Origin of the sequence: Lacrimispora algidixylanolytica, assembly GCF_003609635.1 — a bacterium.
Lineage (GTDB): Bacteria > Bacillota > Clostridia > Lachnospirales > Lachnospiraceae > Lacrimispora > Lacrimispora algidixylanolytica.
On sequence record NZ_MCIA01000013.1, the window covers coordinates 12998 to 37102 of the forward strand.

The following is a 24105-nucleotide window of genomic DNA, read 5'->3' on the forward strand; positions in this document are numbered from 1 at the left end:
TGTTATGAGTGGAATAAGTTCTTTGTCTCTAAAAAGAACTCTTTATCCACTGCGATTCTGTCTTCATTGCCGATGACGCAGAGACTGCCGGTATTAAGAACGGCTTTCACAAGAGGTGCCAGACTGCGGATATCTTCCTGGGTGGCATTTAAAACTTCCTCTCTCTCTCTTGCCATCATCTCCTGATCAACTCCGGATAAATAGGCAGAAAGGCCTCTGTTTCCTTTGCTTGACGGAGGATTAGGCACATCCATGTCACTAACAGTTCCAATTACATATTTAGTCATGTCCCTGTCTTCTACCTGGAAATTCTCTAAATAAGATACCACGCCTTCATAGATCTGGTTGGTTTCCCTTAAATTCGGGTCGCGGTAGGAAGCAAAATACCCTTCCCCGGAACGGCCAAAGCCGCTCATGCAGCCGTAAGCGCCGCCCTTTACCCTTATATTGATCCATAGATAATCATAGCTTAAGATTACCTTTAAGATTTTCAAAGCTCCTGTATACTTTAATCCACTATCCAAAAAGCTTCCGCATCTAGCCACATAATTTACTTGAGAGGCAGTTGCAAAACCTTCGTTTCTGTTTCCCTTTTGATATGCAAACGGGTAGCTAGTACCATCGCCCTCTGGAAGTACAGAAGTAAGCTGTTTCATGGCCTCAGGGAGTCTGGTGTATCCTTCTTCGTCTGAGGTATAGCTAACTAACATGTTCTTTGTGGTAAAGAGTTTCTCCATCACCGCTTTAAATCTCTGTATTACGGCCTGTTTGTCTTTTGCATAATCCTTTTCCAGCTGTTCTAGGAATTCATAATATCCAATTCCACCGGTCATATCATTATAAGAAGAGGTGGCTGAGAAATAGGATGTAGCTCTGGCAACTGCTGCAGAATGACAGGCACCCTCCAGCTTCATTCTTGCTCTGGATCTGGTTTCACTAATTACTTCTCCTAGACGCTTTTCATCGTCGAGGATGGAGCGGGTCAAAATCTCAGCAAGAATGGAAAATCCAAAATCAAGCTTATCGTATAAGACTCTGGCACTTGCGATAAAGTAGCCATTAAATTGTCCGGGGGTTTTAAGGTCCGGATAAGAGGTGACACTAAAGCCTACGCCACCACTGTTTAGATGAATCTCACTGGTTAAGTCGCTGTAAGTGAAATTCTCTGTATTCACATAACCTAACAAGGATTTCAAAAATCCCACATAGGACAAATCTTCTGCTGGAACTGCTGAGGTATCAAACATAACCTTTAAATAACCTATGCCTGAGGTAAACATGTTATGGTGGATTACCTTAACTCCATGTTCCTCTTTCTCTTCCCAGATTAACTCTTCTGATTCCCTTGAGATATCTTCTCTGGAAAGCATAGGAATCTTTTCTAAATCCTCTTGCGCAGAAGGTGTTTCCTGGTATTCCCTTAAAGCATGGGTCTGTTCCACAAGATGAGTTATCTCCTCTGGGGATAAAGAGGCTTTGTAAGCTGCCAGCTTTTTGGCTGTCTTTTCATCCTCTTTTGCAGTCAGATTCTTCTGGGGACTTACGGTTAGAACGGCTTCAAAGGGATTATCCAAAAGGTATTCCCGGATCAATTGTTCAAAGTAACCTTCATCTACCACCTTCTTTAAATAATCAAAGGTGTCCTGATATTCAAGATGCATCATAGGATCTCCGTCGTAAAGCCAACTGTCCATACACTGGAGTCCATACATCAGTCCCTTAGGAGCTGAACCGTAATCTGCTTCACGGTAACGGAATTCATAATAGTTCATTCCGGCTTTTAAGCTCTTACGGTTGATTCCTTCGTCAGCAAGCTTTCTTAAGGTTCCCTTTATGATTGCTAAGAACTCTCCCTTTTGGTCGGAATTGGCATTCTTAGCGACGATTGAAAAATATGGCTGCAAGATACCGCTGTCATATCCTCCAAGGATATCCTGACCAATGCCTGCATCAATTAACGCCTGTTTCAGAGGCGCTCCAGGCGCATCAAGAAGGGTATATTCCAGTATCTGAAATGCCAGATAATGCTTCTTATCCAGGTTATTTCCCAAAACAGTATTCAGGGAAAGGTAGGTGGCATTCTCTAAAGACTCCCCTTCTGTAATGGAATAAAAAGTCTCTGCCTCCACTGGTTTTTCAAATGCTTTCTGACTTACAATTCTAGAATCAATGGATATTTCATCATAATGGCTTAAATATTCCTTATCCAGCCAGTTCAGCTTCTCTTCCATATCCATGTCTCCATAGAGATAGATGTAGCTATTGGAAGGATGGTAATACTTTCTGTGAAAGTCAAGAAAACCATCATAGGTCAGATTAGGAATAAAGGATGGATCGCCTCCTGATTCCTGCCCGTAACAGCTATCGGGGAAAAGCACTTTTCTTGTAAATCGGTCTAATACTTCCTCTGGAGATGAAAATGCCCCCTTCATCTCATTATATACAACACCGTTGTATATTACATCTGATTCTGGAGTCTCCATCTCATGATGCCAGCCTTCTTGCATAAAAATCTTTGGCTCATTGTAAATATTTGGATGAAGCACTGCATCCATGTAAACATTCATTAAATTCTGAAAATCTTTTTCATTGCAGCTCGCCACTGGATATACGGTTTTATCCGGATAAGTCATGGCGTTTAAGAAGGTATTTAAAGAGCCTTTTACCAACTCCACAAAGGGATCTTTTACTGGAAAATTATCTGATCCGCAGAGCACGCTGTGCTCTAGGATATGGGCCACTCCAGTGCTGTCGGAGGGCGGTGTACGAAATCCAATGGAGAACACCTTATTATCATCCTCACAGGATACCATAAAGACTCTGGCTCCACTTTTTTTATGACGAAGTACACTTCCTGTTGCCTGGATTTCTTTGATTTCTTTTTCTTCTACCAACTCATAAGCGTTTAAGTTCTTCATATCATACATTCTTTATTTGTTCCTCCTGCAAAATCAGTATTACTTACATGTTGCCCACTAATTTGTCTTTTAATATCGCCACACACTCTCTTACGCAAAAGTGTACAAATAAAACCGGATCAGATTTGCAGGATATGCCATAGATATCTGGTATTCCCCACTTTCTAGCAATCTGTTGAGCACGAAATACATGAAAATCACTGGTCAATACACCAATCTTTATGGGTTTATCCGGAACCTCTTCATAAGTTCCCGGGTCCATCATGATGGGACTCTCCTGACTTTCTACTTTCTTTCTCTCCTGATCCTCTTCGATTGCCACTCGGCTATATGCAATATTCTCAACCGTACTGTAAGATCGAGCCTCTAAAATCAACTGAGTTTCCTTCACGCCGTTAAAGACCAAGTAGTCTCTCATGGCTTCGGCCTCACTAACTGGCTCATCTTCTCCTTTTGCTCCTGAAAGAACCAATATGGTTCCCGGGTTTTCATCCAGATAATCAATGGCCTTATCCAAACGATTTTTTAAGGATTTGCTGATTCCATCTTCTTTTACCCTGGCTCCCAGGACAATTACATAATCAAGCTTTGACGTATCCCGGACAGCAACTCCGGTGAAAACTAATATCTCCACGATGGTAAATACCAAGATACCTGTACAACATATCGTGACAACAGATACTGGAATCCATAAGGGTACCTTGTCCTTTTGCTTTAAATAAGCATCCCAGCCCACACCAAATAAGATGCAACAAGCAGCCAACAAAAGCCAAATAATGGAAAAGGAAGTAGACAGTCCCGAATAAGCAACGATTATGACATAATAGATTACACATAAAACAGCGATCAGCCATAAGATCCACATGATAGGCAAGCCTCCGTTTCGTTTCCTCTAAATACAGGTAATTTCTGGGTACAATTCTTTTATAGCATACCACAATATGGCCATTTCTACAACTGCCACCCATGATACCTAGTTTTATAAAGAAAAACGTGCAGAGCATACGGATTTCCGTTATGCTCTGCACACTCCTATTTACAATTTAAGACATCTCACTGCGCCTTAGAATATCGTAAGGTTCCATAACTTCACCAAGATCAATAAAAAGAATTTGTCTGGAATGAGGTGCACTCTCCTGAGGAACTCCCTCTTCATTGTAAATTCCCTTTACAACTACATCTAGGTTGCGTCCATCTGGCTTCATGACCTCAATGGTCTCACCCACTGAAAACTTATTCTTTTGCTCAATCCTTGCATATCCTTTCTCATCCACCGCTTCCACGGTACCAAGATAGGTATAATTCTTTACATAAGTATTGTTCTCATAAATCTGAGTGGTGGAATCTGCCTTTCCAAAATAAAAACCTGTGGTAAATTCCCGGTAAGTACATTTTCCGATTTCAGAACGATACCAATCCAGATTGGCCTCATAGATCTTTGGATCTTTCTGGTAATCATCGATTGCTTTCCGGTAAGTTCTTGTAACCGTCGCCGCATAAAGTGCAGTTTTCATACGACCTTCAATCTTAAAGCTATCAATACCTGCATCAATCATCTCAGGAATATATTCGATCATACACAGATCCTTAGAGTTAAAGATATAGGTTCCACGCTCATTTTCAAATACAGGCATATATTCTCCTGGTCGTTGTTCCTCTACGATGGAATATTTCCAACGACAAGGGTGAGAACAGGCTCCCTGATTTGCATCTCTTCCAGTCATATAGTTACTGAGCAAGCAGCGACCAGAATAAGACATGCACATAGCACCATGGATAAAACTTTCAATCTCTAAGTCTTCTGGAATCTTGCTTCGGATCTCTTTAATCTCTGCCAAGGAAAGTTCTCTGGCAGTGACAACACGCTTGGCACCAAGCTGTTGCCAGAATAAAAAGGTACCATAATTCGTATTATTGGCCTGGGTGCTGATATGAATCTCCATATCAGGAATAATACGCTTTGCTATGGCAAACACACCTGGGTCTGAAATGATCAAAGCATCTGGCTGTATTTCCTTTAATTCCTGAAAATATTCCTCAACTCCTGTAAGATCATCGTTATGAGCCAGAATATTCGCTGTAATATATACTTTGACTCCATGTTCGTGGGCAAAGGCAATTCCCTGCCTTATCTCATCTTGTGTAAAATTTTTCGCCTTGGCACGAAGTCCGAAGGCTTCTCCTCCCAGATAAACAGCGTCCGCACCGTAAATAACTGCGGTCTTTAATGTCTCTAAACTGCCTGCCGGGATTAAAAGTTCCGTCTTTCTCATGAAGTTCCTTTCTTTGGTTCTTTATATTCGAACGCTGACGGTAATACCGTCACCGATAGGTACAATGGTGGTGGTCAAATTATCAGAATGCTTTAACTCGTAGAGATATTCCCGCATCCGCCCATGAATGGTGCGATTGCGACGCTCTACCGCATATCTGGACTCTATGATATCTCCATCTTGAAGCACATTGTCTGATATGAGCATACCGCCAACTCTCATCACTTTAAGAATCTGGGGCAGCCAGGTTAAATACTGTCCCTTGGCCGCATCCATAAAGACAAGGTCAAAGGGGCCTGTAAGCCCCTTTAATATCTCCCCTGCATCTCCTTCTAACAAGGTGATGCAATCTGTTTTGCCTGCCTTTTCAAAATTCCGACTGGCTATGAGGATCCTTTTTTCATATTTTTCAATGGTTGTAATCTGACAGTCAGAACCCATTGCTTCTGCCATCAAAAGAGTGGAATAGCCAACAGCCGTACCCACCTCTAATATAGCTTTCGGCTTCATGGCCGCTGTCATAGTCTTTAAAAAAGCTGCGGTTTCTTCCCTTATAACAGGAACACCGTTCTCTCTTGCCTCTTTCCCAATCTCATAAATGAGCGGGCTCTCTTGTGGCTCCAGAGACTTGATATATTCTGTAATTCGGTCATTTACTATCATCTTTGCCTTCCTTTTTCTCTGTATTCTCATTCATCATCTGAAGGATATCCCTAGAGGTCATGGAAGTATTTAAGGTATAGCTTCCCGAATTTGCCTTATAGTTAAAAAACTCAGCCTGTATCATCAAGGAATAAGAATTGGTAATCAGGCCTTTTTCCTTTAAAAGCTTTGCCACGCTAGCGATAGAATCACCCTTCTCCACCTTGATATCAATATCCCGTCCAGGCTTTTCCTCCATCGCTGACGCATAAAAAATTTCATGGCCGAATTCATAACCCTTTGTGACTCCTTCATAAAGAAGAAGGACAATAAGAGCCAGAAGGATAAGCCTTATGGATATGGCAATAACCGCTCCTGTTACTTTATTGATCTCGTTCGTCGTCCGGCTCATAAAATTCCATTCCTCTCTTGTTAAAGGTACGGTTATTTCAGCTTTTGATTATACTTCCATGATAATTGGAAGAATCATTGGATTACGTTTCATTCTCTTCCAAAGGAAATCACTTAAGCTGTCCCTGATAATGTTCTTGATTTTACCCCAGTCATTGATTTTACGATCCAGGCAATCTTGAACTGCGTCGTTGACAATCCTTCTGGCTTCTTCCATCAGATCCTCAGATTCTCGTACATATACAAAACCACGAGATACAATGTCTGGTCCAGCTAAAAGCTGGTTTGAGAACTTCTCCAGAGTAAGAACCACTACGATGATTCCGTTCTGTGCAAGATTTTGTCTATCTCTTAATACGATATTTCCTACATCGCCGACCCCAAGGCCATCAACTAAAATAGCGCCTGACTGTACATGATCAACTATCTTACAAGATTCCTGGCACAACTCTACCACGTCACCAGAAGACATGATGATGATATTTTCCTTTGGCATTCCCATGGACTGAACCAAATTTCTCTGTGCCATAAGATGACGGTATTCACCGTGAACTGGAATGGAGTATTTGGGGTGAACCAGTGCATACATCAGCTTTATTTCTTCCTGACACGCATGTCCTGATACGTGGGTATCATCACTGATTACCTCAGCTCCCTTCACGGAAAGCTCATTGACTACCTTAGAGACAGCCTTTTCATTGCCTGGAATCGGGTTAGAGCTTAATATAATAACATCGTTTGGCTTAATGGAAACCTTTTTATGGGTGCTGCCTGCCATTCGGGAAAGCGCTGCCATGGATTCTCCCTGGCTTCCTGTGGTAATAAGAACGGTCTGCTCGTCTGGGTAATTCTTTAGCTGGTCTATGTCAATTAAAGTCCCTTCTGGGATATTGATATAGCCAAGCTCACTTGCAGTGCCGATCACATTTACCATGCTTCGTCCTTCGACAACTACCTTACGCCCGTATTTGGCTGCGGAATTAATGGCCTGCTGCACACGGTCCACATTCGATGCAAAAGTAGCCACGATAATACGATTGTTCTTATGGTCAGAAAATATATTATCAAAAGTCTTTCCTACCGTCTTTTCAGAAGCCGTAAATCCAGGTCTCATTGCATTGGTGCTGTCGCATAAAAGTGCCAGTACTCCCTTTTTGCCAAGCTCTGCAAAACGCTCAAGATCAGCGATCTCTCCAAATACAGGAGTATAGTCAATCTTAAAATCGCCCGTGTGTATAATGACTCCTGCCGGAGAGAAAATGGCAAGAGCAGAAGCATCGGCGATACTGTGGTTTGTCTTGATAAATTCGATACGGAAGCATCCAAGGTTAATGGACTGTCCGTGTTTGATTACTTTTCTCTTTGTGTTCTTTAAAAGGTTATGCTCTTTTAATTTGTTGTCAATAAGTCCAATGGTCAGTTTGGTTCCGTAAACTGGTACATTGATCTCTTTTAAAATGTAAGGAAGAGCACCGATATGATCTTCATGACCATGGGTGATAACAAACCCCTTCACCTTTTCAATATTCTGTTTCAAATAAGAAACGTCTGGTATTACCAGGTCGATTCCAAGCATGTCATCGGTAGGGAATGCCAATCCGCAGTCTACGACAATGATACTGTCCTCGCATTCAAACGCAGTGATATTCATACCGATTTGTTCCATTCCGCCTAAGGGAATAATTTTAACTTTCGCGTTGCTGTCTTGTTTCTTCAATCTTTTACCTCCATTTTATCATTTTCCGTTCTATTCTTTTTCACTTTTCCACCGTAATACCTTAGGACCTGCCCAAGTGTATCCAAAAAGCCACTTATAAAAGAAAATACGTTTTCGCACCGGCTTCATATCCTATCATGATGACGTCAGGATTCACAATTTAAGCCCCCAATTTACAGCGGGCACCTCCATTGTAACACTCACTTTGTCATTGACTTTAAAAAGAATCATCACAAACCAAATCCCCGGACACTTTAGACTGACCTGATCAAAGATCTCCTCTGTCAGTAGATGTGACCCGGGATGCTATCTGCTCACCATCATTTTTCGATATTTACATCCGCTCCGTCAAGCAGTTCGGAAAATATTTTAAATAAATAATCTATCTCGTTATCATCTTCCACAAATTCATACAAAGCCTCAGATTCTTCCAGCTCTGATAAATCTTTTAAGATGTAACATTCACCTTCTTCATCATCATCTGCTGCATCAGTAACTAACAGATAATTCATATCACTAATTCTGGTTTCTTCCAGAACGTAAAAATCAACACAATCCCCTTCATCTGTTGTCAGGGTGATTTTCTTTTCTTCGTTATTCATTCTTTATCTCCTGTTGTTAAGCTATCCAGATAACCTTGTAATATTAGTCCTGCCGCCACTTTATCAATGACAGCCTTTCTATTCTCCCGTCTTACGCCGCTTTCTATTAAGATGCGCTCTGATGCTAGGGTTGTTAATCTTTCATCCCATAAGATGACAGGAAGCCCGGTCCGTCTTTTTAACATTTCCATAAATTCTTCTGTCTTTAAAGCACGTTCACCTATTGTATTGTTCATATTCTTAGGATAACCCAAAACTATGGTTTCAATCTCAAATTCCTGAATCAATTCTTCGATCCGGGCACAGGTTTTTCGTAATTTGTTTTCTTCTTCTCTTGTAATGGTCTCTACGCCCTGGGCAGTTATGCCAAGGAGGTCAGAAACTGCGACTCCTACAGTTCTAGAACCAAAATCCAGTCCCATAATTCTCATATTTTTTTCTCCACGTCAAATTTATGCAACAAAACAAAGCTGGTGCGCAGCCAACTGTAGAACAACGAGTTTGGTTTCTCATACACTAGCGCTGACACGCTGTCACAATAGTGACAATCATTCTAATGGGTGTCATGTGCCTCCAGCCCGGCAGGGCTTTTTACGGAATAGAAAACAATTTCCTATTACATAAAAAAACAAACTGTCAGACTCCGCCTCTTTCACTTCATCTGACAGCTAGACTAAAGATTATCCACGTCGCTACTTTAACATCGTATCAATATATACCCGCATCAATTCCTCCAAAATCTCATCACGTTCAACTTTCATGATTAGACTTCTGGCGTTCTTATGGCTGGTAATATAAGTAGGATCTCCTGACATAATGTAACCCACGATCTGGTTGATAGGATTATACCCCTTCTCTGTGAGGGCAATATAAACCTGTTCCAGTACCTGGCTTACGTTCATTTTATTTTCCTGAACTGCTTTGAAAAATTGTGTGTTATGAATATCGCCCATGTTCCTCACGTCCTTTAACTGTTCTCTTATATTCTAAACCATAATTATAGTTTCGGCAAGATAAAAATTATATTTGTCCCATAATATTTAATAATGCTATTTCATCCGTAAGCATTTCAGTCAGTATTCCCACAAGTAATTTTCCCTTTAAGCCTTCCTCATAAGGTACGGCTGCCTTTACATATTCCCTTGTATGACCGATCATATATTTGATTCCATTGATTTCAAAAGATTCTTCTATTAAAACCTCTGCTTTGCTGCCTAAATAAGACTTTCGATAAGCTAGAGACATCTCTTTTTCCAGTATAAGAAGCTCGCTGCTTCTCTCTGATTTTATAAATTCCTGTACCTGATCCGTCATCTCGGCTGCCTTGGTTCCGTTTCTCTTCGAATACTTAAATACGTGCATCTCATAAAAACGAACTTTTTCAAGATATTCCTTTGTCATTACAAATTCTTCTTTTGTTTCTCCCGGAAAGCCCACAATTACATCGGTAGTAATGGCAGGGTTTATAAAGGCTTTTCTTAGAATATTACAGCAGTTATAAAATTCCTCCGCAGAGTAATGACGATTCATACGTTTTAACGTGGTATCACAACCACTTTGCAGGGATAGATGGAAATGAGGACATATCTTTGTAAGCTTTGATAAAGTGACTGCAAACTCCTCTGTTACGATTCTTGGTTCCAGAGAACCTAACCGAATTCTCTTAAGCCCTTCCACCTCATGAATTTTAATAATCAGGTCCAAAAGAGTGATTCTTTCTTCTGCTGGGAAATCTTTCCCGTAGGAGCTTAGATGAATCCCTGTCAACACCACCTCTTGAAAACCGGTAGCAGTCAAGCGCTTTATCTCTTCTACCACTTCCTCTGCCTTACGGCTTCGCACTTGTCCTCTGGTATAAGGAATGATACAGTAGCTGCAAAACTGATTGCATCCATCTTGAATTTTAATAAAAGCTCTTGTATGATCAGCAATTTTATCAATAGAGAGACTTTCATATTCCCTTGTACTACGAATATCAATAACGGTCTCCTCTAATACATCCTCTCGGTCTGAAAAATAATCATCGAGAATAGTAACCAGCTCCGTTTTTTTATTATTGCCCACAATCAGGTCAACGGCTTCATCTTTTTTTAATTCTTCTCCTGCTGCCTGAACATAACATCCGGCAGCAACCACCACTGCGCCCGGGTTCATTTTTTTGGCCCGGTGAAGCATCTGCCTGGACTTTTTGTCCGCAATGTTGGTGACAGAACATGTATTTATAATATAAACATCAGCCTCTTCTGTAAATGGGACAATTTCATATCCAGCATTCTCCAGAAGCTGCTGCATGGCCTCTGTTTCGTATGAATTAACCTTACAACCAAGGTTATGCAGGGCTGCCTTTCTCATTTTATTTTCTCCTATCTAAATTATCCTTTTATTATGATTTTTTTCATCTAAAATTACCATTGACTTTTACATAATATGCCAGTAGTATGTAAGGGAAAAGGGGACGATCCCCAATATAAATAAAGAGCTCACTAAAGGAGGTTTTCTCATGAAAACAGTTCGTATATCTTTAAATTCAATCGACAAAGTAAAATCTTTCGTAAATGATTTAACAAAATTTGACACCGATTTTGATCTCGTTTCTGGCAGATATGTGATCGACGCTAAATCCATTATGGGTATTTTTAGTCTTGATTTATCCAAACCAATCGATTTAAACATTCATTCCGAAAGCGATGTGGAACAAATTCTAAACATTTTAGCTCCATACATCGTAGATTAAAAAAATCAGTTTTAAAATAGGGCCCGGCCATTGATGCCGGACCCCTTTTTTATTTTATAGGGGAGTTCGTAGAACTCCCCTATAAAATAAAAAGCACGACCTGCAGGATGCGCATGACGCTTAAGAGGAAGATGTCACTAAAGTGACAGCGCGTCAGCGCCAGAGTCTGACAAGTCAGACTCTTTCTTGCTTCTTTAACACCAAACTTTTTCTACTGTATTGATTGCAGTCTCTACTAATTCATCAATCTTTTCTGCCAAATTCTCCTCAGAACGCTCAATCACCTTTAAGTTAGGCTTTGTTACCGGGTGTTTCGCTACAAAGATGGTACAGCAATCTTCAAAAGGAAGAACTGAAGTCTCATACGTTCCTATTTTTTCCGATAAGTTAACAATTTCTTGTTTATCAAAACCAATGACCGGACGAAATACTGGCATGGTGGCAGATGCATCGGTTGCCATCAATGACTGCATGGTCTGAGATGCTACCTGTCCAATGCTCTCTCCTGTAATCAGTGCAGACGCTCCGCTTTCTGCAGCCAGACTCTCTGCAATTCGCATCATGTAACGTCTCATGATAATGGTAAGCTCCTCATGAGGGCACTTGTCGTAGATATAAAGCTGGATATCTGTAAAGTTTACGATATGAAGGCGAATTGGGCCGGAATATCTGGAAACAAGCTTTGCAAGATCCACTACCTTCTGCTTTGCGCGATCACTGGTATATGGAGGCGCATGGAAATAAACGGCGTCAAGCTTTACGCCTCTCTTTGCGATCATGTAGCCAGCTACCGGGCTATCGATACCACCAGATAAGAGAAGCATGGCTTTTCCATTGGTTCCTACCGGCATGCCGCCTGGACCTGGAATGACGTGGGAATAAATATTGATCTTATTTCTCACTTCTACATGAAGCATCACATCTGGATTATGAACATTAACCTTTGTCTCTGAAAACTCATGTAAAATAATTTCTCCAAGATCACGGTTGATCTGTTCGGAGTTGACTGGATACTTTTTATTTCCTCTTCTTGTATTAACCTTAAAGGTAAAATTCTTATCTTCGTAAAACTCATCTACATAAGATAATACCTGTTTTTTTAAATCCTCATAACCTAAGTCCTCCACCTGAACCATGGGGCAAATGGCTGCGATTCCGAAAATGCGCTTTAGCGCTGCTACCACTTCATCAAAATCATAGTCAGATTCTGCTGTAGCATAAATTCTACCAGATTCCTTACAAACCTCAAAATTTCCTTCCACTCTCTTTAAAGAATGACGAATCTGAGTAACTAGAGCATCTTCAAATAAGTAACGGTTCTTTCCCTTTACTCCTATTTCTGCGTATTTAATTAAAAATGATTTATATTGCATCTGTTGTCCTTTCTTTCTATACTTCCTAGTGAATAAACACTAACCTCTTTGATACCGTCTGAGGATTGGAAGAAGTTCCTTTAGCGTATCGATACAGATATTGATCTCTTCTTTTGTGTTAAAGACTCCAAAGCTAAATCTTAGGGTCGAATCAAGAAGTTCCTTCTTAACTCCAATTCCCACCAAGGTTCCGCTGACTCCTGGATGATTGGAGGAGCAGGCAGAGCCTGAGGAAACATAAACTCCCTTATCTTCCAACGCATGAAGAAGTACTTCACTGCGTGTCCCAAGAAAGCTTGCACTGACGATTTGAGGCGCGGATAAATCCCCTTTCAGGCTGTTTACCGTCACTCCATCGATTTCTTTAAGTCTTTCTATCATATAATCCTTTAGATCCATAATGGCACTCATCTTTTGTTCATGATCGGTATACATGAATTTAGCTGCCACTCCAAGACCTGCAATCCCAGGGACATTCTCCGTACCTGCTCTTAACCCTCTTTGCTGTCCGCCGCCATAGATCAAAGGACGAATCTTAACCTTAGGGTCGATATATAAAAAGCCAACTCCCTTTGGTCCATGAATCTTATGAGCACTGACTGACATCAAATCAATTCCCTGTCGTTTTGGCCGAATGACAAACTTTCCGTAAGCCTGTATGGCATCCACGTGAAAAATAGTGGAAGGATTCTTCTTTTTTATCACCTTAGATATGGCTTCAATGGGGGCTACGGCACCGATCTCATTGTTTACGTACATGACAGAAACTAAGATGGTGTCAGGACGTATGGCCTGTTTAAGCGCCTCCAAAGAGATGTTTCCAATGGCATCTACTGGCAGGTAAGTAACCGTAAATCCCAACTCCTCTAAATAAGCAAGAGGATTGTATACCGACGGATGCTCGATCCCAGTGCTTATGATGTGGTTTCCAGCTCGCTTATTGGCGATGGCTGCTCCAATAAGAGCCATATTATTGGACTCGGAGCCACCTGATGTAAATAAAATATCCTTCGGTGTTACCTTTAAGGTATCCGCAATGATTTCTGCTGCTTCTTTTATATACTGTTCCGCTATCATTCCCTTTTTATGTTTTGCAGACGGATTCCCGTAATCCTCTGTCATAACCTTAAGAACAATGTCTTTTACCGGCTCCAGCACCTTCGTGGACGCCGCGTTATCAAAATAAACTTCCATCTATGTTTTACTCCCATTCCTCTTCAAACGGATTCGATCCGGGACGAGGAAACTTTCTTTATGGTTCCAGCAAAAAAGACAATACGGACAACACGGATAACCCGGCCGTTTCTGTCCGCAAAATCCGTTTTCCAAGTGTAATTGTCTTTGCTCCAAAGCTTTCCGTAAGAGCGATCTCCGAATCCTCAAAGCCGCCTTCCGGTCCAATGAATACGCCTACATTCATCCCCGGCTTTACGAAAGACAGAACTTCCCTTGTTCGTTCCATGCCTTTGGCATTCTCGTAAGGAATTATGATTAAATCAAAATCTTTTGCAAAAGCAAGAGCTTCTTTTAAGGTCATGACACCTGCCACTTCCGGCACAATCAGTCGTTTGGACTGTTTGGCAGCACTTTCTGAAACCGCATTCCAGCGGCGAAGCTTTGACTCTTCCTTTTTCTTATCTAATTTTACCACAGTACGCTTTGTTTCTACCGGAACAATTTCATAGGCACCAAGCTCTACTGCTTTTTGTATGATAAGTTCCATCTTATCACTTTTTGGAAGTCCCTGAAATAGGGTAATCCTGGCTGGAAGTTCTTTCCCGCCCTCTTCCACGGATAAAATCCTGGCGGTGACCTCCTTAGAAGTCACGGACACGATTTCACACAGGTAATCTTTATCGATACCGTTGCTTATGAGTACTTCTTCTCCTGCACCCATGCGCAGAACGTTCTTGATATGGTTTACATCAGGTCCTAAGATGGTTATGTGATCCTCTCCCACCTGGTCCTGGCTGATAAAAAAGTGATACATCCTATCCCTCTTTCTACTTTTTTCTCACCGTCACGGAAACCCATTCGCCCTGATAAGTAATTTCTACCAGTTCAAAAGCTTCATTTTCTGAAAATGCTTTCTTTACTGCTTCTTCCTTCATATTAATGATGCCGGAGGTAATAAAAATAGCGCCTTTTTTCATATGAACTGGAATTTCTTTTTGAAGTATAATAATAATATCAGCTAAGATGTTTGCTACCACTAGATCATAAGCTTCAAATCCGACTTCCTGTTTCACATCTTCATCATCAATAATATTACCTTTTAAAACTCTAAATTTATCATCAGAGATATCATTCGCTTCCATGTTCTCTTTGACTGCAACGATGGCGTTCTCATCGAGATCGGTTCCAAATACTTCTTTTGCCCCGAGCTTTAACGCAGTAATTCCAAGAATACCGCTTCCAGTACCTACGTCAAGTATCTTAGTATCAGGAGTTACATATTTCTTAAGCTGACGAATGCAAAGCTGAGTCGTCTCATGCTGACCAGTACCAAAAGCAGTACCAGGATCAATTTCTATTAGAAGCTTATCCTTATGCTCCTCTGGAATCTCTTCCCAGGTAGGTTTGATCAAAATATCATCGACAGTAAATGGTTTAAAATACTGCTTCCAGTTATTAATCCAGTCTTTATCTTCTGTTTCACTGGTTTCAAGAGTGCGGACACCTAGATCGGTAAAAAGGGCTAACTCATCAAGTCCTTCCTCTACACGCTTTAACATCTCTTCTATATCAACATCGGAATCCGGATCAAGATAAAAGCTTACCTTTGCAATACCTTCATCGGGTGGAAGCTCAGGCAGGATATCTATAAACATTCCCTTTGTCTCAGCTTCAGTAAGAGGTGTATTATCCTCGATTTCAATTCCTTCTATTCCTATCTCATCAAACATACTGCTGATTAAATCCACAGCCTCAGTCGTTGTAGTGAGTGTAAATTTTTTCCATCTCATATTTATTACCCTATCCTTTTATTATTTTCACAAACAGGCAAAGGAGCACCACGAATACCACCGGGCGCACGATCTTAAGTCCATTTTTTAAGACAAGACCAGAACCAATGTAATGACCTGCGATACAAAAAACACCTGCTGCAAGTCCAAGGGGTATCATCACCTTACCATTTATTAAAAAAGTCACCAGTGCCGCTATGTTTGATGACAAATTGATTACTTTCGTGGTTCCCGAAGCGTTTCTAACATTCATCTTAGCAAGACCTGTTAAGAGAAGCAGTAAAAAAGTGCCTGTCCCAGGACCGTAAAATCCATCATAACAACCAACGACTAGTGCTGCGCCCATACTAATGAAAAGGGTTTTTCGTTCGGGAAGACTTTCTTCCTTTGAATCACCAAAATTTTTATTTTTGAAAACATAAAATGCAACGATTGGTAGAATTACCACCATCATAGCTTTTAGCACCTGCTCGCTGGCAAGCAACGATAAATGAGCTCCTATCACAGAACCAACGATCGCACAAAGAGCAGACAATACGGATAGTTTTATTTGAATGAATCCGTTTTTTGCATACCGGGCGGTTGAAATAATAGTACCCAGAGTGGAACTAAGTTTATTGGTTCCAAGTGCAAAATGAGGTGGTATTCCTGCTGCCATAAAAGCTGGAAGGGAAATCAGTCCGCCACCGCCTGCAATGGAATCTACAAATCCCGCAAGAAAAACAAGGGGACATACGATCAGATATTGGTACATTTGCGGTTTCCTTTCTTCTGTCAAAACTAAACCACATGATATCATAACATACAATGAAATCCGTTGCAAGCTTATAAAATCATGGATTTATGGAAGAATTTTCGACTCAAAAAAAATATTTTAAAAGTTTTTAAAAAAAGATGCAATAAAAAACATACCTAGTGCATTAACTAATAGAACGGATGAAAAGGACTTCTGTTTCGTTCCCGGAACTAAGGCAAAAAAATATCAAGTAAACGAAATTCCTTGATGCATTACGCTCCATCACACCCGCCTGAACGCCTAACAACGAAGCAGAATCTATTTTCATAATATGCAACACAAAAAGCAGAAGACGGATCTTATAACTGGAGTTAATCCACGTTTAGATCTGTTTTCTGCTTTTTGTATACCCCAATCCTTGAATAACTACTTTACTGCTTTAAGACGCCGTCCGCTCCTACCGAGTAACCATCGGGAGTCACGACACTTACTAAGAGCTTTCCTAATAATCCATCTGACATCGTATTAAAATAATAGGCTTTGCCATCGATAATCTGCCAGCCAATCCTCATAGAGCCAAAGGTTCCGTCATCCACTGGATTTAAATAGTACCGGTCCCCTCTGGGATCAATATACCATCCCAAAAGCAAATGGCCACCCTGATCAAACCGGTACCATCTGCCATCTAGGTATTTCCAGCCATCCGATGGCCAGGTTCCGTCACCATACTGATACCACCAGCCAGCAGGACTGTAACGCCAGCCTCTTTCGTAACTGTGGCTGTTAGGACCATCGTCGTCGTCATCATCTTCATCGTCGTCCCAGCAGTCGGAAGAACCGGGTCCTTCCATTGGTCCCCGAAACGTAGTTCCCGAACCATGAATGCCTGGAAATTTTCTCACTGCTTGTGTCTCATCGGCTGCAGCACGCCCCGAAAAAAAACCGGAAAGAAGTAGGCAACATAAAATAAGTACCAGCTTTCCCTGAGTCTTTCTCATTTCTTCCCTTCCCTTTTACAAATATATCCCCCCAAAAAACCTATTTAAAGATTCCCTTTTTTTTATGTTTTTCCCCGTCCGTAGTGCCATTCATGACATCTTCAAACGTCTTAAGTGCTTCTTTTTGAACCTCTGTCAAACGCTCTGGTACCTGGACTACCAATGTTACATAATGATCACCACGTACAGCTCGATTTCTTAAGGAAGGAACTCCCTTTCCTTTTAGACGAACCTTGGTATCGGTCTGGGTTCCAGATTTGATCTCGTAATCCATATCGCCATCAACTGTTTTAATCTTTATGGTACCACCAAGTGCCGCATTTACAAAGGAAATAGGCACGGTTGAAAAGATGCTGGTATCCTGACGCTTAAAGATTGGATGATTAGATACGACTACTTCTACAAGAAGATCGCCTCTTTCTCCTCCGTTGGTTCCTGGCTCGCCTTTGCCTGCAAATCGAACGGACTGGCCGTTATCAATTCCTGGTGGAACTGAAACACTGACTTTCTTTCTTTTGGTATTATATCCACTACCATAACAATCTGGACACTTATCTTTAATCACTTTACCAGTGCCGTTGCAGTCTGGACAAGTTTGGACACTTTGTACCTGACCAAAGAAGGACTGCTGGGTATACATGATTTTACCTTTTCCATTACATTTCGTACAGGTAGCTGGCGTTGTTCCAGCCTTAGCTCCGCTTCCATGACAGGAATTACATTCTTCTTTGTAATTAATCTCAATTTCTTTGTCGCAACCGAAAATAGCCTCCTCAAAGGTAATGCGGATGCTGGTTCTAACATTGGCACCTCTTGCTGGGCCATTGTAACTGGCACCGCCTCTTGCACGGCCGCCGCCAAACATGTCTCCGAAAATATCTCCAAAGATATCTCCCATATCTGATCCACCAAAATCAAAGCCGCCAAATCCGCCGGCTCCTGCACTGCCGTCAAATGCAGCTGATCCAAACTGATCATACTGGCGTCTCTTATCGGAATCACTTAAAACACTGTAAGCTTCGGAAGCCTGCTTAAACTTATCTGCTGCTACAGCATCTCCGGAATTCGTATCTGGATGGTATTTCTTAGCCAATGCCCTGTAAGCTTTCTTAATCGCTGCATCATCTGCATCTTTGGGAACGCCAAGAATCTCATAATAATCTTTCTTACTCTCTGCCATCTTAGGTCTACCTTTCATAAATTAAGGAAGTCCGGCAGGACTCATCCTGCCGAACAAAAGAGTCCAACTGTAAGGAACTCATGCCTGCGGAAAAAGTGCTGTATCACTACAACACTTTTTCCCAAGCCCTGTTAACTGACCAGACTAGTTTACACTTCTTTGTACTCACCGTCAACTACGTCACTATCCTGATAGGAAGCATCTGCTCCTGCCGCGCCCATATCTGGGCCTGCAGCGCCACCCTGTGCCTGCTCATAAACCTTAGCAAATAAAGCCTGGGCACCAGTCATCAGTTTTTCCTTATTTGTCATAATATCTTCAATCTGCGCATCAGTCATCTCATCAATTGGTGCTCTGTTGATGGCTTCTTTTAATGCATTTAAATCTGCTTCTACAACTGCCTTATCGTTGGCATCTAATTTATCTCCAACTTCCTGAAGCGCTTTCTCTGTCTGGAATACCATGGAGTCAGCATCATTTCTTGCATCAATGCCTTCCTTGCGCTTCTTATCCTGTGCCTCGTACTCAGCCGCTTCTTTTACTGCTTTATCGATATCATTATCAGACATGTTAGAGCCGGAAGTAATGGTGATGTGCTGTTCCTTACCAGTTCCTAAATCTTTTGCGGATACGTTAACGATACCATTGGCATCAATATCAAACGTAACTTCGACCTGAGGAACACCTCTTTTTGCTGGTGGAATACCATCAAGACGGAACTGACCTAATGTCTTATTGTCTCTCGCAAACTGTCTCTCACCCTGTACGACATTGATATCAACAGCGGTCTGGTTGTCTGCTGCAGTGGAGAATACCTGGCTCTTCTTTGTAGGAATTGTGGTATTTCTCTCAATTAATCTAGTTGCTACGCCACCCATAGTCTCGATGGATAAAGAAAGTGGTGTAACATCAAGTAAAAGAATATCACCTGCACCTGCATCGCCTGCAAGCTTACCACCCTGGATACTAGCGCCGATTGCAACGCATTCGTCTGGGTTTAAAGATTTGGAAGGCTCTTTGCCAGTTAACTGTTTTACTTTTTCCTGAGCTGCTAACATACGAGTAGAACCACCAACTAAAAGTACTTTTCCTAATTCAGCAGATGTAATTCCTGCATCCTTTAGGGCACTCTGAACTGGAACTGCGGTACGCTCAACTAAATCAAGAGTAAGCTCATCGAATTTAGCTCTGGTTAAGTTCATATCCAAATGCTTTGGTCCTTCTGCGGTAGCAGTGATAAATGGTAAGTTGACATTTGTAGTAGTAGAGGAAGAAAGTTCTTTCTTTGCCTTCTCTGCTGCTTCCTTTAATCTCTGCATAGCCATCTTGTCACCAGATAAATCAACGCCTTCTGCCTTTTTGAATTCGTCAACCATCCACTGTGTAATACGGGTATCGAAATCATCACCACCTAAACGGGTATCACCGTTGGTTGAGAGTACTTCAATAACGCCATCACCGATTTCAATTGCAGATACGTCGAAAGTACCGCCACCTAAATCGTATACCATAATCTTTTGCTCATGCTCATTGTCAAGACCATATGCCAGAGCTGCTGCTGTAGGCTCGTTGATGATACGTTTTACATCAAGTCCTGCAATCTTACCAGCATCTTTGGTTGCCTGACGCTGAGCATCGTTAAAGTAAGCAGGAACTGTAATAACTGCTTCTGTTACCTTCTCACCTAAGTAAGCTTCTGCATCCGTTTTTAATTTCTGTAAAATCATAGCAGAGATTTCCTGAGGGCTGTAATTCTTGCCGTCGATGGTTACCTTATAATCAGTACCCATATGTCTCTTGATGGATGAAATGGTACGGTCTGCATTTGTTACTGCCTGACGCTTTGCAGGCTCACCTACCAATCTTTCTCCGTTCTTTGTAAATGCCACGATAGATGGAGTTGTTCTTACTCCTTCGCTATTTGGGATTACAACTGGCTTACCGCCTTCCATAACGGCTACACAGCTGTTTGTCGTACCTAAGTCAATACCAATGATCTTGCCCATAGTTTTATTTCCTCCTATTTATGAAACAATGTTAATGTTTTCAATTTTTATGATTTATTTAATTAGCTACCTGTACCATGGAATGTCTCACCACAGTATCACGGTAGGTATAACCTTTTAAAAGTTCCTGGGCAACTACATTCTCTCCCAAAGACTCATCTTCAATGTGCATAACTGCATTATGGAAATCAGGATTAAACGGCTGACCAACTGCTTCGATTGGCTTTACGCCTGCCTCTTCCAGAGCTTTTACAAGCTGTCTGTATATCTTTTCCATGCCGTCTGCAAATGCAGAATCCTTTTCCTCTTCAGGAATGGCTGCAAGGCCTCGTTCAAAGTTATCAGCGACTGGAAGAATCCGTTCAATGATATCCTTTGCACCGATTTCAAACATAGCTGATTTTTCTTTCTCTGTTCTCTTTCTGAAGTTGTCAAATTCAGCCATACTTCTTTGGAGACGATCGGTCAGCTCCTCAATCTTTTCATCCCTTGGATCAGGCTTTTCTTTTTTCTTACCAAAGAAGCCTTTCTTTAAAGGATCACCCTTTGTACTTCCATCTTCATTCTGCCCAGTCTCTTCTGCTGTGGGTTCTGTGCCTTCTATCTCTTTTTCAGAGGAAATGGCATCTTCCTGATTCAAAACCTCTTCTGCCAGTTTCTCATCTTTTTTCACATCTTCCATGCTCAATGTTCTTTCCCTTTACCTTTCATCTTTTTTCAATATGACATCAAGCTGCGTCATTAAATTGCGCAGAGTACTGAGAACTTTCTCATAATCCATTCGCTTGGGGCCTATGATTCCAATGGTTCCTCTTAGCCCTTCTCCAAGCTCATAGTTCGCTGTTACAATACTGCAGTCCTTCATATTCTTAAATTTAGCCTCATCACCAATATAAACCTGGATTCCGGAATTTGCTTCCGTGTCGTTGACATCGTCAACCAGCTCCTGCAAAAATTCCTTTTGTTCCAGAGTACTAATCAGCCTGCTGGCCTTATCTCCTTCGCTAATCTCCGGATATTTAAAAATATTGGTAGCTCCGCTGGTGTAAATCTGTAAATCCTCATCATCTGCCCGAATGGCTGCTGCCACCTCGGTAAGCACTCGGTCAACCACCTCGCTGTGAGGGCCAGCCTGAACCTTCAGCCTGCTGATCACTTCAAGATTGATTTCTTCTATAGACAGTCCAATTAAAGCACTGTTTAGAAGAATATTGAGATTTAGAAGCTCTTCCTCCTCTAGTACCTTATCAATAGGAATTATGGTATTCTTAATGATATTGCCCTCGATTACGATTACCACCAAAAGCTTTCCTTCGTCTACCTTTGAAAGTTGAATAAACTTAAGCTTATTAAGGTGATACTGGGGAGCGCTTATCATAGCCGCATAGTTGGTGTTCTGAGCCAGAAGCTTTGCCATCTGCCTTAACATACCCTCTACCCGGTCCACCCTCTTTAACATCAGATCCTTGATTTCAGTAACTTCTTCTTCCTTTTCCAGCATGATCTGATCGACGTAAAAGCGGTATCCCCTGTCGGAAGGAATCCTTCCTGCTGAAGTATGGGGCTGTACGATATACCCCAGCTCCTCCAGATCAGACATCTCATTACGGATTGTGGCAGAGCTCAAATTCAAATCCGTATACTTTGATATTGTCCGAGAACCAACCGGCTCTCCGGTTTCCAGATAAGTTTTAATGATAGCCTTTAAAATAGTTATCTTACGCTCATCAAGCTGATCTTTATCCTTCAAACTGCCACGCTCCTTTCTTAATGCCTTGTTAGCACTCAACGTTCAGGAGTGCTAACATCTTCTTTTCATAATATATGCTTTTTTTCAACATTTGTCAATACATTCCTATAAAAAAAATAAGTTAAGTTTTGTGACCTGTTTCTACATAATTTCGCATTGTTCCTTGATATATTACAAAGGTGTTGACATTTTTTTCTTGACTTTTAACACTTTTGTAATATAATAGTAAATGATACACAATAACAACACGATTGCGAGGTTAATCATGAAGCGTTTTTCAGGTAAATTACGAATCACCGGACTCCTGACAATCCTTTGTATTCTGCTGTTATCTACATCTGCAATGGCAGATGAAGCTGTAGGAAAAGAACAGACTACAGCGGATGCACAGTCCGCCAGTGTCCAAACGATAAAAAGTGATGCCAAAAGCGAGAGCAGCACTGAGAGCACAAAAGCCTCAGAAGAAACCGGACCTGGTATCAAAAAAGAAACAGAACCAACGAAAACAGAGCCAACTGGACCTGTTTATGAAAAAGGAGCATCACTAGGACTTTTTTCTGCTACTGCATATTGCCCTAGCAAAAGCGGAAAAATCGGCCGGACCTACTCCGGTACCACACCAAAAGCACAGCATACCTTGTCTGCTGATTTAACGATTTTGCCTATCGGCACGATGGTTATGATCGATGACGTGATCTATACTGTGGAAGATACAGGAAGCGGAATCAGAGGAAATAAGGTTGATATCTTCTTTGGTAGTCGGGATGAAGCGATAAACTTCGGCAGACAGACAAAAGAGATTTTTGCAGTGAATGTAAACTAATACATGTCCAAATGGCGCCCAGTAAAGCGATAAGAATTCGCTTTCTGAGGTGCTTTTTTGATGTCTAAATTTAACCCCACTCCCCCAAATGGATAAGTTAGTCTTGACTTTTATGGAAAAATATGTAAAATGAATACTTGTACCTCATTTATTACAAAACTGTTACATATAATTATAATAGTATTAAATTATATTACGGTTTGTAAAAAAGAAAGGAAGTATTTGTAATATGATAAAAAGAATTCACATCCACCAGATTCTAGGATTTTTACTAATGACGGTATTTGTTTTGATAAATGCTTTTATATCCTATGCGGGCCCGGTCACAGGAATTATTGACGGAGCGGATGATAAGAACGTAAGGGGTTGGGCTTTTAACAGCTCGGAGCCTGATTCTTCTCTACCGGTGAAGGTTATTATCACCAACCAGTTAAGTGGACAGGTAACTGCTGAGCTTGAAACCACAACCTCCAAGCACAGGGCGGACTTACCCCAACAAGGCACGGGAACGGGGAATTACGGGTTTGAGGTAAGCGTTCCCTGGGATTCCTATGGAAACGGCACGTATCTCATTGATGCCTATGCCGCCGGTCAGAAGCTTTCCGGTACCAAGGTATATGGTGTTGGAACTGACGTATCTGCGGTTAATCTCCGCTCTCTTGGTACATTTAAAACAACCGCTTACTGTCCTTGCAGACAGTGCTCTGGTAAATGGGGCGGCCATACCAGCACCGGAACCATTGCAGCTTCCAACCATACCATCTCCGTTGATCCAAGAGTCATTCCTTATGGAAGCAAGCTTATGATAGGTGGCGTCATTTACACAGCAGAGGATTGCGGCGGCGGTGTTAAGGGCAGACATATTGATATCTTTTTTAATACTCATGGTGAAACTAGATTTTACGGTACCAGGAGTATGGAGATCTTTCTGGTTCAGTAGATTTGGATAATAATAGGCGTAGAATGCAAAAAGTGA

The 24105-nt window shown here is 41.4% G+C and carries 23 protein-coding genes; 3 read left to right on the top strand and 20 right to left on the bottom strand.

The annotated features are described in order from the left end of the window. Nucleotides 1-2: 2 nt before the first annotated feature. The 10 genes from BET01_RS09245 to mtaB all read right to left on the bottom strand — a co-directional run bounded on the left by BET01_RS09245 (nucleotide 3) and on the right by mtaB (nucleotide 10915). The gene (locus BET01_RS09245; RefSeq protein WP_120196516.1) at nucleotides 3-2927 is read right to left on the bottom strand and encodes an insulinase family protein; all 2925 of its coding nucleotides are present in this window, start codon (nucleotides 2925-2927) and stop codon (nucleotides 3-5) included. A 34-nt stretch (nucleotides 2928-2961) separates the two neighbouring features. Continuing rightward, nucleotides 2962-3783, bottom strand: a complete 822-nt coding sequence (locus BET01_RS09250; RefSeq protein ID WP_120196517.1) for a YdcF family protein — start codon at nucleotides 3781-3783, stop codon at nucleotides 2962-2964. A gap of 178 nt (nucleotides 3784-3961) precedes the next feature. Continuing rightward, nucleotides 3962-5191 (bottom strand): peptidase U32 family protein, encoded by a 1230-nt coding sequence (locus tag BET01_RS09255; protein ID WP_120196518.1) that lies wholly within the window; start codon nucleotides 5189-5191, stop codon nucleotides 3962-3964. A 21-nt stretch (nucleotides 5192-5212) separates the two neighbouring features. Then, on the bottom strand, nucleotides 5213-5854 hold the full coding sequence (locus BET01_RS09260) for an O-methyltransferase (protein ID WP_120196519.1): 642 nt from the start codon (nucleotides 5852-5854) through the stop codon (nucleotides 5213-5215). Next, complete coding sequence (locus BET01_RS09265; RefSeq protein WP_120196520.1) at nucleotides 5841-6245, bottom strand: endolytic transglycosylase MltG; 405 nt, start codon at nucleotides 6243-6245, stop codon at nucleotides 5841-5843. The genes BET01_RS09260 and BET01_RS09265 overlap by 14 nt, the downstream gene beginning before the upstream one ends. A 48-nt stretch (nucleotides 6246-6293) precedes the next feature. Beyond that, the gene (locus tag BET01_RS09270; protein ID WP_120196521.1) at nucleotides 6294-7961 is read right to left on the bottom strand and encodes a ribonuclease J; all 1668 of its coding nucleotides are present in this window, start codon (nucleotides 7959-7961) and stop codon (nucleotides 6294-6296) included. A 320-nt stretch (nucleotides 7962-8281) separates the two neighbouring features. Further along, entirely contained in the window at nucleotides 8282-8563 is a 282-nt protein-coding gene (locus BET01_RS09275) for a DUF1292 domain-containing protein (protein ID WP_120196522.1), read from the bottom strand. Next, nucleotides 8560-8994: a Holliday junction resolvase RuvX gene (gene ruvX / locus BET01_RS09280; protein ID WP_120196523.1), complete on the bottom strand. Its 435-nt coding sequence runs from the start codon at nucleotides 8992-8994 to the stop codon at nucleotides 8560-8562. Before ruvX ends, BET01_RS09275 begins: the two co-directional genes overlap by 4 nt. Nucleotides 8995-9255: 261 nt before the next feature. Continuing rightward, entirely contained in the window at nucleotides 9256-9516 is a 261-nt protein-coding gene (locus tag BET01_RS09285) for an IreB family regulatory phosphoprotein (RefSeq protein ID WP_120196524.1), read from the bottom strand. A gap of 67 nt (nucleotides 9517-9583) precedes the next feature. Beyond that, nucleotides 9584-10915, bottom strand: coding sequence for a tRNA (N(6)-L-threonylcarbamoyladenosine(37)-C(2))-methylthiotransferase MtaB (mtaB, locus tag BET01_RS09290; RefSeq protein WP_120196525.1), 1332 nt, complete (start codon nucleotides 10913-10915; stop codon nucleotides 9584-9586). 148 nt (nucleotides 10916-11063) lie between these two features. Here mtaB and BET01_RS09295 point away from each other — a divergent pair, with 148 nt between their 5' ends. Then, nucleotides 11064-11297, top strand: a complete 234-nt coding sequence (locus tag BET01_RS09295) for an HPr family phosphocarrier protein (RefSeq protein WP_120196526.1) — start codon at nucleotides 11064-11066, stop codon at nucleotides 11295-11297. 194 nt (nucleotides 11298-11491) lie between these two features. Here BET01_RS09295 and thiI read toward each other — a convergent pair whose 3' ends face one another. The 10 genes from thiI to hrcA all read right to left on the bottom strand — a co-directional run bounded on the left by thiI (nucleotide 11492) and on the right by hrcA (nucleotide 22306). Next, the gene (gene thiI, locus BET01_RS09300; protein WP_120196527.1) at nucleotides 11492-12670 is read right to left on the bottom strand and encodes a tRNA uracil 4-sulfurtransferase ThiI; all 1179 of its coding nucleotides are present in this window, start codon (nucleotides 12668-12670) and stop codon (nucleotides 11492-11494) included. A 39-nt stretch (nucleotides 12671-12709) separates the two neighbouring features. Next, nucleotides 12710-13864: a cysteine desulfurase family protein gene (locus BET01_RS09305; RefSeq protein ID WP_120196528.1), complete on the bottom strand. Its 1155-nt coding sequence runs from the start codon at nucleotides 13862-13864 to the stop codon at nucleotides 12710-12712. Nucleotides 13865-13922: 58 nt separating this feature from the next. Further along, entirely contained in the window at nucleotides 13923-14660 is a 738-nt protein-coding gene (locus BET01_RS09310) for a 16S rRNA (uracil(1498)-N(3))-methyltransferase (protein WP_120196529.1), read from the bottom strand. Between the two features lie 13 nt (nucleotides 14661-14673). After that, nucleotides 14674-15636: a 50S ribosomal protein L11 methyltransferase gene (gene prmA, locus BET01_RS09315; RefSeq protein ID WP_120196530.1), complete on the bottom strand. Its 963-nt coding sequence runs from the start codon at nucleotides 15634-15636 to the stop codon at nucleotides 14674-14676. Between the two features lie 10 nt (nucleotides 15637-15646). Further along, a complete protein-coding gene (locus tag BET01_RS09320; protein ID WP_120196531.1) occupies nucleotides 15647-16390 on the bottom strand; it encodes a sulfite exporter TauE/SafE family protein in 744 nt (247 codons plus the stop codon). Between the two features lie 413 nt (nucleotides 16391-16803). Next, nucleotides 16804-17370, bottom strand: a complete 567-nt coding sequence (locus BET01_RS09325; protein WP_120196532.1) for a glucan-binding protein — start codon at nucleotides 17368-17370, stop codon at nucleotides 16804-16806. A gap of 40 nt (nucleotides 17371-17410) precedes the next feature. Beyond that, nucleotides 17411-18550, bottom strand: coding sequence for a molecular chaperone DnaJ (gene dnaJ, locus BET01_RS09330; protein ID WP_120196533.1), 1140 nt, complete (start codon nucleotides 18548-18550; stop codon nucleotides 17411-17413). 149 nt (nucleotides 18551-18699) lie between these two features. Beyond that, nucleotides 18700-20556, bottom strand: coding sequence for a molecular chaperone DnaK (dnaK, locus tag BET01_RS09335; protein ID WP_120196534.1), 1857 nt, complete (start codon nucleotides 20554-20556; stop codon nucleotides 18700-18702). 58 nt (nucleotides 20557-20614) lie between these two features. Further along, nucleotides 20615-21244, bottom strand: coding sequence for a nucleotide exchange factor GrpE (gene grpE / locus BET01_RS09340; RefSeq protein ID WP_243117172.1), 630 nt, complete (start codon nucleotides 21242-21244; stop codon nucleotides 20615-20617). 12 nt (nucleotides 21245-21256) lie between these two features. Continuing rightward, nucleotides 21257-22306 (bottom strand): heat-inducible transcriptional repressor HrcA, encoded by a 1050-nt coding sequence (gene hrcA / locus BET01_RS09345; RefSeq protein WP_120196536.1) that lies wholly within the window; start codon nucleotides 22304-22306, stop codon nucleotides 21257-21259. Nucleotides 22307-22571: 265 nt separating this feature from the next. Here hrcA and BET01_RS09350 point away from each other — a divergent pair, with 265 nt between their 5' ends. Both BET01_RS09350 and BET01_RS09355 read left to right on the top strand, forming a co-directional pair. Then, nucleotides 22572-23129, top strand: a complete 558-nt coding sequence (locus BET01_RS09350) for a 3D domain-containing protein (RefSeq protein ID WP_120196537.1) — start codon at nucleotides 22572-22574, stop codon at nucleotides 23127-23129. A gap of 229 nt (nucleotides 23130-23358) precedes the next feature. Continuing rightward, entirely contained in the window at nucleotides 23359-24069 is a 711-nt protein-coding gene (locus tag BET01_RS09355; RefSeq protein ID WP_120196538.1) for a 3D domain-containing protein, read from the top strand. The last annotated feature ends 36 nt before the right edge of the window (nucleotides 24070-24105 follow it).